Origin of the sequence: Chromohalobacter canadensis (assembly GCF_034479555.1) — a bacterium.
GTDB lineage: Bacteria > Pseudomonadota > Gammaproteobacteria > Pseudomonadales > Halomonadaceae > Chromohalobacter > Chromohalobacter canadensis.
On record NZ_CP140151.1, the window covers coordinates 943,532 to 960,765 of the forward strand.

A 17,234-nucleotide genomic window follows, 5' to 3' on the forward strand; every position below is an offset into this window, starting at 1 on the left:
CGCGCTCCGAACAGGACTACCACCTATGCCTCGCTGCCGCTAAAGCGACCCCCGAGGCAGTCCCGAGTCACAAAAAGAATTTTATAAAACAAGGGGTTGCCAGGACCCCCTCGCCTACCTCCTAAGGAGTAGCCTCGCTAGCCTACTCCGTTCGCCACGCCAGCGCCCTTGATTCGAGTCAATAACGGTCGCGCGCGCCATGCCTATGGTTGCCTCAGGTTCCACCGGGAGGGTCCGCCATGGCAAACCAGCCAATCATCCGTGCTCACCCTGACTCCCGCTCGATCATTTCACTCGTGACAGGAAAGCCATCATGAAGAACCTGGAAGGCGTAACGAGGCCCGATCAGTACCGGGCACTGACGCTGAGCACCCTGGCGTTCACCGTGTGCTTTGCGGTATGGACGATTTTTTCGATTATCGGCGTGAGGATCAAGCAGGATCTGGGCCTCAGCGAGACGGAGTTCGGCATCCTGGTCGCGACCCCTGTGCTGACCGGCTCCATCAGCCGGATCTTCCTCGGCATCTGGACCGAACAGCTCGGTGGCCGTCGGGTATTCAGCATCCTCATGCTCGTGACCTCGGTGTGCGTATTCCTGCTCTCCTACGTGGAGACCTACTGGATGTTCCTGATCGCCGCCCTCGGTGTGGGTCTGGCGGGCGGATCGTTCATCGTGGGGATTGCCTACACCTCCTACTGGTTCGAGGAAGAGCGCCAAGGCACCGCGCTGGGAATCTTCGGCGCCGGCAACGTGGGCGCGGCGGTCACCAATTTCGGCGCCCCGTTCTTGCTGATCGCCCTCGGCTGGGAACGCACTGCGGTGATCTACGCCGTGGTTCTGGCGATCATGGCGGTGGTGTTCTGGGTGTTCGCCCAGGAAGACCCGATGACGATGGCCCGTCGCCGCGCCGGCACCCGTGGCACCTCCGCGCTTACCCAACTCGAGCCTTTGCGTCATCCCCAGGTATGGCGCTTCGCGCTCTACTACTTCTTCGTGTTTGGCGGCTTCGTCGCCCTCGCCTCCTACCTGCCACGCTACTACGTCGGCGCCTACGATGTGAGCATCGCGGTCGCCGGCACTCTCACGGCACTGTATTCGCTGCCGGCAAGCGTGTTCCGGGCCTTTGGCGGCTACCTCTCCGACCGTTTCGGTGCCCGCGCGGTCATGTATCTGACCTTCATCGTCTCGCTGGTATGCCTGTTCCTGCTCGCCTACCCGGAGACTCGATACGCCGTTCAGGGCAAGGAAGGCTTGATCGAGTTCAGCTTGGCGATGCCGCTATGGGGCGTGGTAGTGCTGACGGTGCTGCTCGGTTTCTTCATGTCCCTGGGCAAGGCGGCCGTCTACAAGCACATCCCCGTCTACTACCCGAATAACGTCGGCTCCGTCGGCGGCCTGGTGGGCATGATCGGCGGCCTGGGCGGCTTTTTCCTGCCCATCACCTTTGGAATCGTGCTCGACCTCACCGGCGTCTGGACCACCTCTTACATGGTGATGTTCGTGCTCGTTGCCGTTTCCCTGGTCTGGATGCACGTGGCGATCCGACGCATGGAGCGCCGGCACATCCCCGAGCTCTCGGAGGAGCGCTACCGGTACCTGCCGGAAGTTCAGGACTCGACGGACGGAAACCGCCGCAAGACCGGGGAGACGGATGCCCGACCCTAACCACGAAAACGGTGCAACCGGGGCGCCGGGCCCCGGTCGCCACAAGCAACCATCAGGAGATAACGAGCATGTCCATGGACAACACGTTACACAAAGGTGAGCACCCGCGGGTGCTCACCGACTGGCGCCCCGAGGATACCGACTCCTGGGAGAGCGTCGGCAAGGCCATCGCCACCCGCAACCTGTGGATCTCCATTTTCTGTCTGCTGCTGGCCTTCTGCGTATGGATGGTCTGGTCGGTGGTGGTCGCCAAGCTGCCCCAGGTGGGTTTCGACTATACCTCCAACCAGTTGTTCTGGCTGGCCGCGCTGCCGGGCCTGTCAGGTGCCACGCTGCGCATCTTCTACAGCTTCATGGTGCCGATCGTCGGCGGCCGACGCTTTACCGCGCTTTCGACCGCTTCGCTGGCCCTGCCGGCGCTGTGGATCGGCTTTGCGGTGCAAAACCCGGATACCCCCTATCTGGTGATGCTGATCGTGGCACTGCTGTGCGGCTTCGGCGGCGGCAACTTCGCCTCCAGCATGGCCAACATCTCGTTTTTCTACCCCAAGCGCGAGAAAGGCAATGCCCTGGCGCTCAATGCCGGCCTGGGCAACCTGGGGGTCAGCGTCATGCAGTTCGTGGTGCCGCTGGTGATCACCGCCGGGGTCTTCGGGGCGCTGGGCGGCGAGCCGCAGATGCTGGGGGATAGCCAGCGCCTGTGGTTGCAGAACGCCGGCTTCATCTGGGTGCCGTTCATCCTGCTCGGCGCCGCGGCCGCCTGGTTCGGCATGAACGACATCGCCAGCGCGCGCTCCTCGTTCAAGGATCAGTCGGTCATCTTCAAGCGCAAGCACAACTGGCTGATGTGCATGCTCTATACCGGCACATTCGGCAGTTTCATCGGCTATTCCGCCGGCTTTCCGCTGCTGGCATCCAATCAGTTCCCCGAGGTCGACGTACTCAAGTTCGCCTTCTTGGGGCCGCTGGTGGGGGCGCTGTCGCGTGCCGGCACCGGCTGGGTCTCGGACCGCTTCGGCGGTGCCCGGGTCACGCTGTGGGTGTTCGCGGGGATGATCATTTGTGTCGCCGGGGTACTGTTCTTCCTCGGCATCAAGGACCAGCCGGGCGCGTTCTGGGGCTTCTTCGCCATGTTCCTGCTGCTGTTCTTCTTTACCGGAGTAGGCAACGCCAGCACCTTCCAGATGATTCCCGAGATCTTCCGCCAGGAGGTGGCGCGCCTGATGCCGAACCTCGATAGCGCGGCACAACGTCAGCAGGGCGACAAGGAATCCGCGGCAACCATCGGCTTTACCTCGGCGATCGCCGCCTACGGTGCCTTCTTCATTCCCAAGACCTTCGGCAGCTCCATCGCATTGACCGGCGGTGCGGAATCGGCACTCTACGGCTTCATCGTCTTCTATGCGCTGTGCATGGGCCTGACCTGGTTCTATTACACTCGCAGGAATGCCGAGACACCCTGCTGATACCGCCCTGATCGCACGACTGGAAAGAGAGCCGGCTATTGCCGGCTCTCTTCATTGTTGCCCGTCGTAGGTCTTCCGGCGCCCCTACCCCCAAAGAGCCTGCCTCTTTTCGCGGCTACCTCCTAAGGCATAATCCGAGCAAAAAAAATATTTTAAAACAATTGCTTGCCAACGCCGACGCGACTACCCCCAAGGGAGTACACGACGCCTCGGCACCGGGCGGTGGGCCCGGCGACTTGATTCGAGTCAAAAACCTCCCTCACCGAAAGGACCAAAGTGGCTGACGAAACAACGCTTCAACGGGTCCAGGGACATCGAGCAGCGGCTTGCACCGGCGGACACCGCCCGGCCCTGATGCACGCTGCCGACTGGTTGAAGACACAACTACTGCGGAGACCGTGATATGAAAATTCGCTCGCAGGTGGGCATGGTCCTCAACCTCGACAAGTGTATCGGCTGCCACACCTGCTCGGTGACCTGCAAGAACGTCTGGACCAGCCGCGAGGGGGTCGAGTACGCCTGGTTCAACAATGTCGAGACCAAGCCCGGCATCGGCTACCCGAAGGAGTGGGAGAACCAGCAGAAGTGGAAAGGCGGCTGGCTGCGCAACAGGAACGGCTCCATCCAGCCGCGCATCGGCGGTCGCTACCGGGTACTGGCCAAGCTGTTCGCCAACCCCGACCTGCCCGAGATCGACGACTACTACGAGCCGTTCGACTTCGACTACCAGCACCTGCATCAGGCCGGCGAAGGCAAGCACCAGCCCGTGGCGCGCCCGCGCAGCGCCATCACCGGGCAGCGCATGAACAAGATCGAATGGGGGCCCAACTGGGAAGAGATCCTCGGCACCGAGTTTTCCAAGCGCCGCAAGGACAAGAACTTCGAGCAGGTCCAGGCCGACATCTACGGCCAGTTCGAGAACACCTTCATGATGTACCTGCCGCGCCTGTGCGAGCACTGCCTCAACCCGACGTGCGTGGCGTCGTGCCCGAGTGGCGCGATCTACAAGCGCGAGGAAGACGGCATCGTGCTGATCGACCAAGACAAGTGCCGCGGCTGGCGCATGTGCATCTCCGGCTGCCCCTACAAGAAGATCTATTACAACTGGAAGACCGGCAAGTCCGAGAAGTGCATCTTCTGCTACCCGCGCATCGAGTCCGGCATGCCGACGGTCTGCTCCGAGACCTGCGTGGGCCGCATCCGCTATCTCGGCGTGTTGCTGTACGACGCCGACCGTATCCAGGAAGTGGCGTCTTCCCCCGACGAGCGCGACCTCTACCACCGCCAGCGCGAGATCTTCCTCGACCCGAACGACCCCGAGGTGATCGCCCAGGCCAAACGTGACGGCATTCCAGAGAACGTGATCAAGGCCGCCCAGGCCTCGCCGGTCTATAAGCTGGCCATGGACTGGGGCCTGGCGCTGCCGCTGCATCCGGAGTACCGCACCCTGCCGATGGTGTGGTACGTGCCGCCGCTGTCGCCGATCCAGTCCGCCGCCGAGGCCGGACACATCGAAAGCGACGGCGTGCTGCCCGACATCGAGTCGCTGCGCATCCCGGTACGCTATCTCGCCAACCTGCTCACCGCCGGGGAGGAAGAGCCCGTGGTGCTCGCCCTCAAACGCCTGATGGCGATGCGTCTGTACAAACGTGCCCAGCAGGTCGACGGCCACAGGGCCGAGGAGGTGCTCGACGCCGTGGGCCTGACCGAAGCCCAGGTCGAGGAGATGTACCGCTACCTGGCCATCGCCAATTACGAAGACCGCTTCGTGATCCCCACCAGCCATCGCGAGCAGGCCCGAGATGCCTTCCCCGAACGCGGCGGCTGCGGCTTCTCGTTCGGCAATGGCTGCCATGGCGGCGACAGCGATGCCAGCCTGTTCGGCGCGCGCAGGCAAACCACCATGCTGGTCAAGCCAATGACCCACCCGGATGACGAACCCACGGCTCTGGCCACGACAGAGGCCGTCAACCACTACACGCCGACACCGGCCCCGAAACGCCCCGCGCCGGAGGAAGAGTCCAATGCGTAGCCTGATCGTACTTGCCCGTCTGCTCGACTACCCCACCGAGGAATTGCAGCGGGCCGCCACCGAGATGCAGAACGTCATCGCCGACGAAGCCCACCTGAGCCATCCCCAGCGCGCCGCGCTGCATGGCTGGATCGGGCGTATCGCGACCAGCGACCTGCTCGATCTGCAGGCCGACTACGTGGCGCTGTTCGACAAGGGCCGGTCGACCTCGCTGCTGCTGTTCGAGCACGTCCACGGCGAATCCCGCGACCGTGGCCAGGCCATGGTCGACCTGCTCGAACAGTACCGCCAGGCCGGCTTCGAGCTCAGCGCTCGCGAACTACCGGACTACCTGCCGGTGTTCCTCGAGTACCTGTCGACCCGCGACGAGGCCGACATCGCCCAGCAGCTGAGCGATATCGCCCATATCCTGGCGCTGCTCGCCGCCCGCCTGCGGGAACGCGAGTCCGACCATGCACTAGTGCCCACCGCGCTGCTGGCCATGGTCGGCGCCGATACCGCCATCGACGAGCACGCCGAGGCGGTCAGCAAGGAAGCGCGCGACGACACCCCCGCCGCCCTCGACGCGGTGTGGGAAGAGGAAGCCGTGCGCTTCAACGCCGCCTCCGACGAGGATTGTGCCCTGCAGTCCGCCACCGGCCGTCGCCAGGCGGAACTCAAGCGCCAGTCCCAGGCCGAGATGCCGATCCGCATCGTACCGCCCGTCGTCGACGCCACTTTAGGTCACTGAGTCAGGAGTCTGCCGTCATGAACTATCTCAATGAACTGCTGTTCGGCCTGTATCCCTACGTGGCGGGCACCATTTTCCTGGCCGGCGCCCTGCTGCGCTTCGACCATGGCCAGTACACCTGGAAGACCGGCTCCAGCCAGATGCTCTCCAAGCGCCAGATGCGCCTGGCCAGCAACCTGTTCCACGTCGGTATCCTGGTGATCTTCTTCGGCCACCTGGTCGGCCTGCTCACCCCGCACTGGGTCTATGCCCCGTTCATCAGCGCCGGCAGCAAGCAGATCATCGCCATCGTCGTCGGCGGTATCGCCGGGCTGATGTGCCTGACCGGCGGCGCCATGCTGCTGCATCGCCGCCTGACCAACCCGCGCGTGCGGGCCACCTCCAGCCGTGCCGACATCGTGATCCTAGCGCTGCTGGTCGCCCAGGTGTCGCTGGGACTGTTGACCATCATCCCGGCGATGGGGCATCTGGATGGCGGCGCGATGCTGGAGCTGGCCGAGTGGGCGCAATCCATCGTGTTCTTCAAGGGTGGTGCCGCCGAGCACCTGGCCGATATCGGGCTGGTCTACAAGCTGCACATCCTGCTGGGCCTGACCATCGTGCTGGTGTTCCCGTTCACCCGCCTGGTGCACGTATGGAGCGCACCGCTGGGCTACGTTGGCCGCCGTTATCAAATCGTGCGTCGCAAGGCGTGAGTGAGGACAATCCCATGCAACTGATTCCACTCGAAACCCTGCCCGCCAATGCTCAGGCGATGGCCATTCCACCGGTATGGGTCGGCGACGTGAACATACCCGCCGAAGAGATTGCCCGGGAAATGCAGTACCACCAGGCCGATACCGTGGAAGAAGCCCAATTGCAGGCGGCGCGCGCCCTGGTCGTGCGCGAGCTGCTGCGCCAGCGCTGCGACGAGCTGGGCTGGGACGTCGAGGATGGCGAAGAGGCGGCCCTGGCCGCCCTGCTGGACGCGGAACTAGAGGTACCCGAGCCCGCCGAAACCGACTGTCAACGCTACTTCGAGGCCAACGCCGAGCGCTTCAGCGAACCGCTGCGCCTGGCGGTACGCCATATTCTGCTGGCCGCCGCCCCGGACGATGCCGAGGCCCGCGATCGTCAGTACCGTCTGGGCCGGACGCTCATCGCCGAGTTGCAGTCGATGCCCGAGCGTTTCACCGAGTTCGCCCAGCGCCACTCCGCCTGCCCGTCGAAGGACGACGGCGGCGAGCTGGGCTGGCTGACGCCGGGGCAGACCGTGGCCGAGCTGGACCGCGCCCTGCAACGTCTGCCCGAAGGATTGCACGACCGGCCGCTGGCCTCGCGCTATGGCTGGCATGTGGTCAGCGTCGACCAGCGCGACGGTGGCCGTGCTCTGCCTTACGCCGAAGCCGCCGAGCGGGTCCGACATACCCTGCGCGAACAGGCCACACGCCGCGCGCTGCGTCACTACCTGCTGGCGCTGGAAGCGCGCCTGGGCGTGAGCGGCGTTGCATTGGACGACGAGAGTACCGGCGCACTGATGCAGTAAGTCATTCACAGACGCGCTCCGTAATTTCATATTGCCTCCACCCACGGGTGGACGAGGAGGATTCCATGGCCCACATTCACGCCGATGCGCCCTTCGTGCCGCTCAACATCGCGGTGCTGACAGTCTCGGACACCCGTGGCTTCGACCGCGACGGCAGCGGCGACCTGCTCTGCGCACACCTCATCGCGGCCGGCCACTGGCTGGGCGAGCGGCGCATCGTGCCGGACGACATCTACCGTATCCGCGCGGTGGTTTCCGAGTGGATCGCCCGCGACGGCATCCATGCCGTGCTGGTCAATGGCGGCACCGGCTTCACGCCACGCGACACCACCCCCGAGACGCTTGCGCCGCTGTTCGACAAGGCCATCGACGGCTTCGGCGAGCTGTTCCGGCAGATATCCCATGGCGATATCGGCGCCTCGACGATCCAGTCCCGGGCCATCGGCGGGGTGGCCAACCACACCCTGGTGTTCGCCCTGCCGGGCTCGCCCAAGGCCTGTGCCACCGCCTGGGACGGCATCCTCGCCTCGCAGCTCGATGCCCGCACCCGGCCCTGCAATTTCGTCGCCATGGTTCGCCCCGATGCCACGCCCTGTGTCAGTCGGCAACCCGCCACAACGCCAGTGGCCGCGGAGCGCGTCGAGGAGAAGCCGGCATGAGTTGCGTCAGCTGCGCTACCCTCACTCCCGGCCTTCTCGATCTGGAAGACGCCCGCCGACGCCTGCTGGCCGCCGCGCATCCACCGGTAGCGCGTGAACGCTGCCCGCGCAATGCCGCGCTGGGGCGCATCCTCGCCGCGCCGATCAGTGCCCGCCTAGCCATGCCCGGCGCCGACAACAGCGCCATGGATGGCTATGCGCTGCGCATTGCCGATCTCGCAGCCCCTCACGACGGTCTGCCGGTGCTCCAGCGCATTCCGGCGGGCTGCGCGCCGGCCCCACTTGGCGAGGGCGGCTGTGCACGCATCTTCACCGGCGCGCCGCTCCCGGCCGGCGCCGACTGCGTCGTCCCGCAGGAACGCTGCCACATCGATGATTGGGGCCGCGTGCATGTCCAGGGCGAAGCACTACCCGGCGCCAATATCCGCCAACGCGGCGAAGAGTGCCTCGCAGGCGCGCCGCTGTTGCCCGCCGGCCAGCGCCTCGACGCCGCCGGCCTGTCATTGCTGGCCAGCCAGGGCATCGTTGAGGTCGAAGTCTTCGCCCGCCTCAGGGTGGCGCTGATCTCCACCGGCGACGAGCTGGTCGAGCCGGGCATGCCCCTGGCCTCGGGCCAGCTCTACAACAGCAACCGCGTCATGCTCGACGCCCTGCTCCAGCAGCAGGACTGCACCGTCGTCGACCTGGGCATCGTTGCCGATACCGCCGCCGCGCTGCGCGAGGCACTATGCCAGGCGCGTGACCGTGCCGACGTGGTGATCTGTACCGGTGGCGTCTCGGCCGGCGAGGAGGACCACGTTCGCCCGGTGCTCGCCGAGCTCGGCGAGCTGATTTTCCACGGTGTTGCGATGAAGCCCGGCAAGCCCTTCGCCTTCGGCCGTCTCCATGGGGCCGACGGCAACGTGCCGCTGCTCGGTCTGCCCGGCAACCCGGTCGCGGCACTGGTGACCTGGCAGGTGCTGGGACAGGTCTTCGTACAGGCCTGCCAGGGCCGGCGTCCGCGCCCGCTTCAGCAGTTTTCCGTCAAGGCGGGGTTCAGCCGTCGCGCCACCCACGGGCGCCGCGAGTTGCTGCGCGTCGTTCTCGATCATGCCGAACTCGAACCCATGGCCCGGCTGGCCGGCGGCCAGGGATCGGCCATGCTCGGCGCAGCCTGTCAGGCGGACGGTTATCTCATGGTGCCCGGCGACATGCCGGTGATGGAGGGGAGCGACTATGCATTCCTGCCCATTGCACAATTCGCCATCTGACGCCGTGCGGCTGTTGCGTGCCACCGACGACGGCCACCTGGAACGATCCGCTGCGCCGTCCCCACGTCCTGGCGATCGGCGTTAGCCGTTGCTGGGACAGCCTGAACCATGAAGACTGCCGTGGCCTCGTCGAGCGCCATCAGTCATCCTCGACCAAAGCAAACTATGTTCGATGCACGACTAGGTGCCTAGGCTATGTGTCATTATCCGCCGCCCAAAGCCTGAGGGCCGGCTCGGAGCACCATTACTGACAGGCCTCACAGCAACGCGACGATCACCGCTCCCACCGTGCCGCCGGTGAGGATCAGCGCCAGCAGCGCCCAGAGGCCATCGTTGGCCATCAGCGATAAGCCGAACATCATCAAGGCAAGCCCCGCGCCATTGGCCGAGAAAGGCACCACTTCCATCAGCGGCATCGCCAAGGCAATGAGGAAACAGAAAAGCGCCACGAGATAGGTGCCGGCACGCTGGGTCAGCCAAGTCAGACGCGGTTTCAATAAGCGGTCGATGGCCCGGGCCGGCTTACGCATCCACGCCACCGCCTTGTCCAACTTGGCTCGGGAGATAGAGCGTTTCAAAAGCCATTGCGGCAACCAGAACATGCGGCGCCCAAGCAGCAGTTGGCCCGCCACCAATAGCACCAACAGCGCCATGAGCGTGGGCACGCCCGGGATATCGCCCACCAGCGGCAATAGCGTGATCACCCCGGGCACCAGCAGCAAGGAGCCAAACGACCCCTGCCCCACCGCCGTCAGCATATCGCCAAGCTGGACACGTTCATCGTCGCGCCGGGGCGCCTGCCCAATCCGCTCGAGCAAGTGATCCAATCCCGCTAGTTCCTCCCGCCGATCTTCCGCCATGCGCGTCCCCTGTCCTTCCATGAACCGAGCTTGAAGCCTAGCAGGCCCGGTCCTCCATGCCGACATGCAGCAGACAAGTCCGTCCTGGCCCTGGCGGTACGCCCCCGAGACGCCGAAAGCACGAAGTGCGCAATATCGTTCAAGTCCGCTCCCGCGTGACGCGCTAAAGTGGCGTTGTCATGGCACGACCGGATCGTAAGGAGGACACCATGCAAGCCACGAGTCGTTTCCGGTTCATGAAAAGCCGGCATGTGGCACGCATGACGGCATTGCATGCCACGATGAACGACTTCCAGTACGACCGACATGCGCATGAAGAATATGCCCTGGGTGTCACGCTGGCGGGACGTCAGGATTTCTTCAGCAACGGTGAATTTCACCGCAGCCCACCAGGTAGCGTGATCACTTTGCATCCCGATGAAGTGCATGACGGCCACGCCGGGGGCGGCGACGCCCTCGATTATGTCATGCTCTATATTCATCCCGACGAGCTCGACCCGCTCATTGCCAATGCCATCGGCGTGCAAGGCCTGCAGGCCGCTCGCCTGGCCCCCACCCTCACGAAAGATGTTCCCTTGCGCGACGAGATCATCGCCCTGTCACGCATGATCGAGGAACAGGATACAAGTCAGATCGAGCAAGAATATGCGCTGTATCGCATTGCGGCTCACCTGGCCGAGCGCGCCGGAAACTTTGCCCCCAACGAGCGGGCCAGGCGGCCGGACTCGCTGCTCGAAAGGGCGAAGGACTTCATCCATGAAAATGCCAGATACGATATCAGCCTGGATGACATCAGCCATGCCGCCAGCATTTCCAAGTATCACTTCCTGAGAGCGTTCAGGACACAGTACGGCATTACGCCGCACCAATATGTATTGAACTGCAGGGTCAATGCCGCCCGGCGCCACCTCGAAAACGGCGAGAGTGTCATGGAGGCTGCCTTATGCTGTGGCTTTTCTGACCTCAGTCATTTCAACCGCCGTTTCAAGCGTATTTACGGCATGACACCACGACAATACCAAGCCCATATTTTTACCTAGCAAGACAGGAAACCCTCATGCTCGCGATGCTCGCCTATGCCATAAGCGTGATGTATACGCCCGGGCCGGTGAACCTGCTTGGCCTGAATGCCGGAATCAACGGGCAAGCCAAAGAATCGACAGGATTTTTCATCGGCGTCGGCACAGCAATGTGGCTGATGCTTCTACTGTTTGGCTGGCTGGGAAGCGTATTCATCCAGGGAAAGACACTCCTGGTCATCAGTGCGCTCGGCACGTTTTACATTCTTTACCTGTCGATCAAGATAGCCAGATCCACTCCTCACAGGACCGATGTGGATGCGGTATCGCGTCCCTTGCGCTTCAAGGAAGGGGTGTTGATGCAATTACTCAACCCTAAAGGCATCGTCGCCACGCTACCCATCGCGACCATCCAGCTACCCGCAATGCATATAGAAGGGCCAGGCCTCGTCATGGTGGCGCTACTCATCGGCGTGCTGGCAACTGGCGCACCTGGAAGCTACGCATTACTGGGTAGCGTGATGGGAAAAGCCATTCGTGATCACTCCTTATTGCGGCTCATCAATATCATCCTGGCGCTTCTTTTGGCTCTGACGGGCTTGGTTATCGGGTATGAATACGTCGTCTTGCCGCTTCTCGATTCATAGCATCAACCTGCCCATTCTCAGGCACCATTTCTTGAACGTAGCAATACGGGCATCTTGCCTCGATAGCGTATTACGCCGTCTCCGGCGTCAATTGCTGGCGATGCAGCGTGTTGCCGGCGGCGTCCATCAGGCTCACGGTCAATGTCTCGCTGTCGCCGTCGAGGTCGACTTGGCCGAAGAATTGATAGCCCCGCGACGGCGGTAGGTTCGACTCGCCTTTAGGCGGGGCTTTCTGGAAAACCACCTCCGGCCCGAAAGTCGCGTCCAGCGCGCCGGGGCCGAAGGTGCCGGCATGCAATGGACCGCTGACGAATTCCCAGAAGGGCGTGAACTCCTGGAAACGGGCACGCTCCGGCGAATAGTGATGCGCGGCCGTGTAGTGAACATCCGCCGTCAGCCACACCACGTTGTGGATCTTGTCGTCCCGGATCGACCGCAGCAGCCTGGCGATCTCACGCTCACGCCCCAGGGGAGCGCCCGCATCCCCGTTGGCGATGGCCTCGTACGCCTCGCCATCGCTGACCACCAGACCGATGGGCATGTCCGAGGCGATGACCTTCCATGTCGCCGTGGACGCCTTCAGCGAGCGGTGCAGCCAGTCGAACTGATCCTCCCCCAGAAAAGCCGTCTGCGCGGAGCTCTCGGTCTGGCGATTGCGGCTGTTGGCACCGCGATAGGTCCGCATATCGAGCATGAAGACGTCAAGCGAGGGGCCATATGCAAAGCGCCGATGGATACGTCCGGGCGCGGTCGGGCGCTGGCGCACCGGCGTATGCTCGAGAAAGGCCTGACGTCCGCGCGCCGCCAACAGCGACACGTTCTTTTCCGTGTAGCGCTCATCCTCGAGCCACTCGCCGGGGTACCAGTTGTTGGTCGTCTCGTGATCGTCCCATTGCGCGAGCATGGGTACCTCGGCATTGAAGCGCCGCAGGTTGGCATCGAGCAGGTTGTAGCTGTGCTGGCCACGATACTCGTCCAGCGTTTCCGCCACTTTCTGCTTGGCCGGGGTGACCACGTTGCGCCAGGTTTCGCCGTTGGCGAGCGTCACGCTCTCTTCCAGAGGGCCGTCGGCGTAGACCGTATCGCCGGAGTGGATGAAGAAATCCGGACGCTGGCGACGCATGGTGTCGTAAATCGTCATGCCGCCACGCGATTCGTCGATGCCCCAGCCTTGCCCGACTGTGTCGCCGGACCATACGAAGCGTACGTCTCGCGACTGGGACGGCGGCAGGCGTAGACGTCCCTCGACCGGCTCGCTCAGAGCACGCGGATCATCCAGCGCGGCAAAGCGCACGCGGTAGTGCAGCATATCGATGTCGCCGAGCCCCGCGACATCCAGTTTGCCGGCCAGGCCACCGCTCGGCAGCACCTCGGGGCCGCGCACCTGGCGCGCGCCACGGAAGGCGGGATTGTCAGCCAGTTCGACGAGCATCCGCGCGGGGCGATCGCTGCGCGACCAGAGCATCGTCCGGTCGTGCAGCATGTCGCCGCTCATCACACCCGAGGTCACCTGCGGACGACGTGACTCGGCCAGCACGATCGACGGCGCCACCGACACGACCCCTAACGCCGCGCCAGCCTTGACGCCCCATCCCAATACATCACGGCGGGAATATCGCATCGCCAACTCTCCACTGAGTGTCCATGATTCACTCAGCATCTCGAGAGGGCATGACGACGACATGGCAACCCCATGACGATTGAGTGGCACGCCACGAGGCACGTTTCAGACGAGACCAAGATCGCGCCAGAACGCACTCTGTTTAGGCTTCCAACCGCCTCAGGGCGTAAGCGGCAATCGCCGTGTCCTGCACGCCGGTGCCGGTGAGATCGCAGACGGTGATGCTGGCACCCGACAGGCGTAGCGTCAGCCCTCGGTCGATTACTTGGCCAAGTTCGAAGACCTTGAATGGCACGTTGGCCGCCGCTTCGCCGGATTTGACGAAGGCCTTGAGCTCACCGTTGTGCTCGCTTTGCGCGCGGGTATCACAGACGAAGGCATCGGCGCGGGTCATCACGCTATCGTCAAGCTCGCGCTTGTCCGGGCTGTCGGAGCCCATCGCCGTGACATGAACGCCTTCGGGGAGATCGGCGGCCTCGAGAATCGGCTGTTGCGAAGGTGTCGCGGTGACGATGATATCCGCCTCACGACACGCCGCATGGACATCGTCGTGAACATTGACCGTCAGGTCACGCTGCCGTAACCGCTCGGCATAAGACTCGGCGGCCTCGCGCCGACGCGCCCAGACATCGACGGTCTCGATATCATGCACCAGACGCAGGACATCGATCTGCAATTCAGCCTGTTCGCCGGCGCCGAGGACTGTCACGCGACGGCTGTTTTCACGCGCCAGATACTTAGCGGAAAGCGCTCCCGCAAGCGCCGTGCGTACCGCAGTCAGATAGCCTTCGTCGAAGAGCACGGCATCTACCAGCCCGGTGCGGGCCGAGAACATCATCATTAGCCCGTTGAGGCTGGGCAACCCCTGCTTGGGATTGTCGAAAAACCCCGAGCTCACCTTGATGGCGAAGCGCTCGAAACCGCGAATGTGAGCGGTTTTGACGTCGACCTCGCCATTGGACTCTTCGATGGCCATCGACAGGATCGGCGGCTGCACGGCCTCGCCACGCCCCAGGGCCGCGAATCCCGACTCGATGACGGTCAAGGCCTCCCTGTCCAGTTGAACGGCGGCTTCGATGGCTTCGCGTTGATGGAGCTGCATGACGTCCTCCAGACGGAAGAGAAAAGAATGAAGAAGGGAAGTAAAAAGAAGGGGGAAGTATCAGGCTCCCGCCAACGCCCGAGCGCGGTCAAACGTTTCCAATGCCACACCGTTGCCGGAGACGATCAACGCGACGCGCTGGCCACGAATGTCGAGGCCATGTTCGTCGAGCGCCGCCAGTCCCACGGCCGCCGCACCTTCGACCAGCATCTTCTCGGCGTCGAGCAAGTCGACCATGGCACGGGCGATAGCGGGTTCCGAGACCTGGTAATGATCATCCATTACCTCGCGCACCAGCGCGAAGGTGCAGCGGTTATCCAGCCCAATGCCGCCGCCCAGCGAGTCGCCGAGACTCTCGACCTCCGCCACGTTGACCGGATGCCCGACCTGGAGGCTTTCCCACATTGCCGCGCCCTGGGAGAGACTGACGCCGGTCACGCGCGTCGCCGGTCGAATCGCCTTTACCGCTGCGCCGATGCCTCCCAGCAGGCCGCCGCCGGATAACCCGACGATGACCCGATCGAGCGTCGGCTGATCTTCCATGAGTTCGAGGCCGATGGTGCCCTGCCCGCTCACGATCAGCGGATCGTCGAAAGGCGGAATCGCCGTCATGCCCGAGGCCACCAGACGCTCGACCTCGCCGAAGGCGTCGTCCTGACTCTCCCCGACACGCCTCACCTCGGCGCCCAGCGCCTCGATCGCCGCGGCCTTGTTTTCGGGTACCAGCCGCGACAAACAGATGACGGCGGGAATCCCTAGCTGGTACGCGGCGTGGGCGACGGCACGGCCATGATTGCCGGTCGAGGCCGTGGTCACACCGCGCGCCAACGCGTCACGTCCGTCGCGTTCGATCAACGCGGCGATCATGTTGGTCGCACCGCGCAACTTGAACGCCCCCGTGGGCTGGCTAGTTTCCAGCTTGAGAAATATGTCTGCCTCGAAACGTCGCGACAGCACCTGCGAACGTACCAGCGATGTGCGCGCGACCTGCCCTTGCAGGCGGGCGCGCGCGGCATAGATCGAGGCGAGGTTGATAGCGGACTGGGCATCGGACATGCGATCTCCCATCGAGGTGTCGAACCTCTCGAGGTATCAGGCGAGGCAAACGGCAACGCCGTGGAAGCGAGCGCCTCCACAGCGAGGATGGCGGGACCTGCTCAAGCCTTCAAGTCTCCCGAACGAGACAACTCGTCAGTCACCTTGTCGACGGCGCGCTTGGCGCGCGCGACGATGTCATCGACTTCATCGCGAGTCGTCACCAATGGCGGCGCGAAGCCGAGAATGTCACCTTGTGGCATGGCGCGGGCGATCAGGCTTTCGCTCAACGCGGCGGCGCTCACGCGCGGCCCGACCTTGAGCGCGGGATCGAAGAACGCCCGCCGGGCCGGACCCGGCGAGAATTCCAACGCCGCCAGCATGCCCACGCCGCGCACGTTACCCACCAGCGGATGCTCGCCGAATGTCTGCTGCATTTGCTGCTGCAGATAGGCGCCGGTCTCGGCGGCGTTGGCGGTCAATCCTTCACGCTCGATGATGGCCAGGTTGGCAAGCCCTGCAGCACAACCCAGCGCATGTCCCGAATAGGTCCAGCCGTGGCCGATGGGACCGTATTCGCCGGCGCCCTGCTCCAGCACCTGCCACACGCGATCGCCGACGATGACCCCGGACAATGGCTGATAGGCGCTGGTCAGCCCCTTGGCGACGGTGATCAAGTCGGGCTTGATGGCGTAATGATGGCTGCCGAAGTCGGCGCCGATGCGTCCGAAGCCGCATACCACTTCATCGGCGATCAGCAGCACGTCATACTTGCTCAAGACCGCCTGGATCGCTTCCCAATAGCCCTCGGGAGGCGGCACGATACCGCCGGTACCCAGCACAGGCTCACCGATGAAAGCCGCCACGGTCTCAGGCCCTTCGGCCAGGATCATCTCCTCGAGCTTGGCCGCGCAATGCTGGGAAAACTCGCGCTCGCTCATTCCCTCCTGCTCGGCGCCACGGTGATAATAGTAAGGCGCCTCGGTATGCAGGATGCCGTCTATGGGCAGATCGAAATGATCGTGAAACGCCTTGAGGCCGGTCAGCGAGCCAGAGGCGATGCCGGAGCCGTGATAGCCGCGCTGCCGCGAGATCACTTTCTTCTTCTGCGGCCGCCCAAGGACGTTGTTGTAATAGCGCACGATCTTGAGCTGCGTCTCGTTGGCATCAGAGCCCGACATGCCGTAGTAAACCTTGGACATGCCCGGCCCAGCCAGCTCGAGAATCTTCTCGGAAAGCTGTATCTGCGGCTCGTTCGAATGGCCGACATAGGTATGGTAATAGGCCAGCTCCAGCGCCTGCTGATAAATCGCCTCGGCGACTTCGGTACGACCATAACCGATATTGACGCAATAAAGACCGGCGAAACCATCGATGAACTCGCGGCCCTCCTTGTCGACGATATTGATGCCCTGACCGCCGCTAATCACACGCCCCGGCGCATCGCCCTGCGCGAAATCGCGCAGATGCGTGGACGCATGGAACGTGACCTTACGATCACGATCGACCAGGTCTTGGTGCTGACTCATATCATTCTCCCGTAACTATCTCGGCTCACGCCGATAAGACCGAACGTCAAACACGACTTATCAAGCCACGAGCACGTTGGCAGCTCGTGGCCG

The 17,234-nt window shown here is 63.6% G+C and carries 15 protein-coding genes; 10 read left to right on the plus strand and 5 right to left on the minus strand.

What is annotated here, in order from left to right; translation table 11 throughout:
- Positions 1–313 precede the first annotated feature (313 nt).
- The 8 genes from SR908_RS04475 to SR908_RS04510 all read left to right on the plus strand — a co-directional run bounded on the left by SR908_RS04475 (position 314) and on the right by SR908_RS04510 (position 9,328).
- A complete protein-coding gene (locus tag SR908_RS04475) occupies positions 314–1,666 on the plus strand; it encodes an MFS transporter (RefSeq protein WP_246919872.1) in 1,353 nt (450 codons plus the stop codon).
- A 68-nt stretch (positions 1,667–1,734) separates the two neighbouring features.
- A complete protein-coding gene (locus SR908_RS04480; protein ID WP_281504715.1) occupies positions 1,735–3,132 on the plus strand; it encodes a NarK family nitrate/nitrite MFS transporter in 1,398 nt (465 codons plus the stop codon).
- Between the two features lie 403 nt (positions 3,133–3,535).
- A complete protein-coding gene (gene narH / locus SR908_RS04485) occupies positions 3,536–5,164 on the plus strand; it encodes a nitrate reductase subunit beta (RefSeq protein ID WP_246895596.1) in 1,629 nt (542 codons plus the stop codon).
- A complete protein-coding gene (gene narJ / locus SR908_RS04490) occupies positions 5,157–5,894 on the plus strand; it encodes a nitrate reductase molybdenum cofactor assembly chaperone (protein ID WP_246919869.1) in 738 nt (245 codons plus the stop codon). Before narH ends, narJ begins: the two co-directional genes overlap by 8 nt.
- 17 nt (positions 5,895–5,911) lie before the next feature.
- Positions 5,912–6,589 (plus strand): respiratory nitrate reductase subunit gamma, encoded by a 678-nt coding sequence (narI, locus tag SR908_RS04495; RefSeq protein ID WP_246919848.1) that lies wholly within the window; start codon positions 5,912–5,914, stop codon positions 6,587–6,589.
- 14 nt (positions 6,590–6,603) lie between these two features.
- Complete coding sequence (locus SR908_RS04500) at positions 6,604–7,419, plus strand: peptidylprolyl isomerase (RefSeq protein WP_246919842.1); 816 nt, start codon at positions 6,604–6,606, stop codon at positions 7,417–7,419.
- A gap of 65 nt (positions 7,420–7,484) precedes the next feature.
- Positions 7,485–8,078 (plus strand): molybdenum cofactor biosynthesis protein B, encoded by a 594-nt coding sequence (moaB, locus tag SR908_RS04505; RefSeq protein WP_246919831.1) that lies wholly within the window; start codon positions 7,485–7,487, stop codon positions 8,076–8,078.
- The gene (locus SR908_RS04510) at positions 8,075–9,328 is read left to right on the plus strand and encodes a molybdopterin molybdotransferase MoeA (protein WP_246919820.1); all 1,254 of its coding nucleotides are present in this window, start codon (positions 8,075–8,077) and stop codon (positions 9,326–9,328) included. The genes moaB and SR908_RS04510 overlap by 4 nt, the downstream gene beginning before the upstream one ends.
- Positions 9,329–9,585: 257 nt before the next feature.
- Here SR908_RS04510 and SR908_RS04515 read toward each other — a convergent pair whose 3' ends face one another.
- Entirely contained in the window at positions 9,586–10,188 is a 603-nt protein-coding gene (locus SR908_RS04515; protein WP_246919811.1) for an exopolysaccharide biosynthesis protein, read from the minus strand.
- A gap of 209 nt (positions 10,189–10,397) precedes the next feature.
- On the opposite strand from SR908_RS04515, the gene SR908_RS04520 reads away from it, so the two are divergent.
- A complete protein-coding gene (locus SR908_RS04520) occupies positions 10,398–11,228 on the plus strand; it encodes an AraC family transcriptional regulator (protein ID WP_246919808.1) in 831 nt (276 codons plus the stop codon).
- A gap of 17 nt (positions 11,229–11,245) precedes the next feature.
- Positions 11,246–11,854, plus strand: coding sequence for a LysE family translocator (locus tag SR908_RS04525; RefSeq protein WP_246919805.1), 609 nt, complete (start codon positions 11,246–11,248; stop codon positions 11,852–11,854).
- A 70-nt stretch (positions 11,855–11,924) separates the two neighbouring features.
- On the opposite strand, the gene SR908_RS04530 is transcribed toward SR908_RS04525, so the two are convergent.
- The 4 genes from SR908_RS04530 to SR908_RS04545 form a co-directional block, all read right to left on the minus strand.
- Positions 11,925–13,475, minus strand: a complete 1,551-nt coding sequence (locus SR908_RS04530; RefSeq protein WP_246919803.1) for an alkaline phosphatase D family protein — start codon at positions 13,473–13,475, stop codon at positions 11,925–11,927.
- Positions 13,476–13,617: 142 nt separating this feature from the next.
- Entirely contained in the window at positions 13,618–14,577 is a 960-nt protein-coding gene (locus tag SR908_RS04535; protein ID WP_246919797.1) for a cyclodeaminase, read from the minus strand.
- A 60-nt stretch (positions 14,578–14,637) separates the two neighbouring features.
- Positions 14,638–15,633, minus strand: a complete 996-nt coding sequence (gene eutB, locus SR908_RS04540; protein WP_246919789.1) for a hydroxyectoine utilization dehydratase EutB — start codon at positions 15,631–15,633, stop codon at positions 14,638–14,640.
- 101 nt (positions 15,634–15,734) lie between these two features.
- The gene (locus SR908_RS04545; protein WP_246919786.1) at positions 15,735–17,141 is read right to left on the minus strand and encodes an aspartate aminotransferase family protein; all 1,407 of its coding nucleotides are present in this window, start codon (positions 17,139–17,141) and stop codon (positions 15,735–15,737) included.
- Between the last annotated feature and the right edge of the window lie 93 nt (positions 17,142–17,234).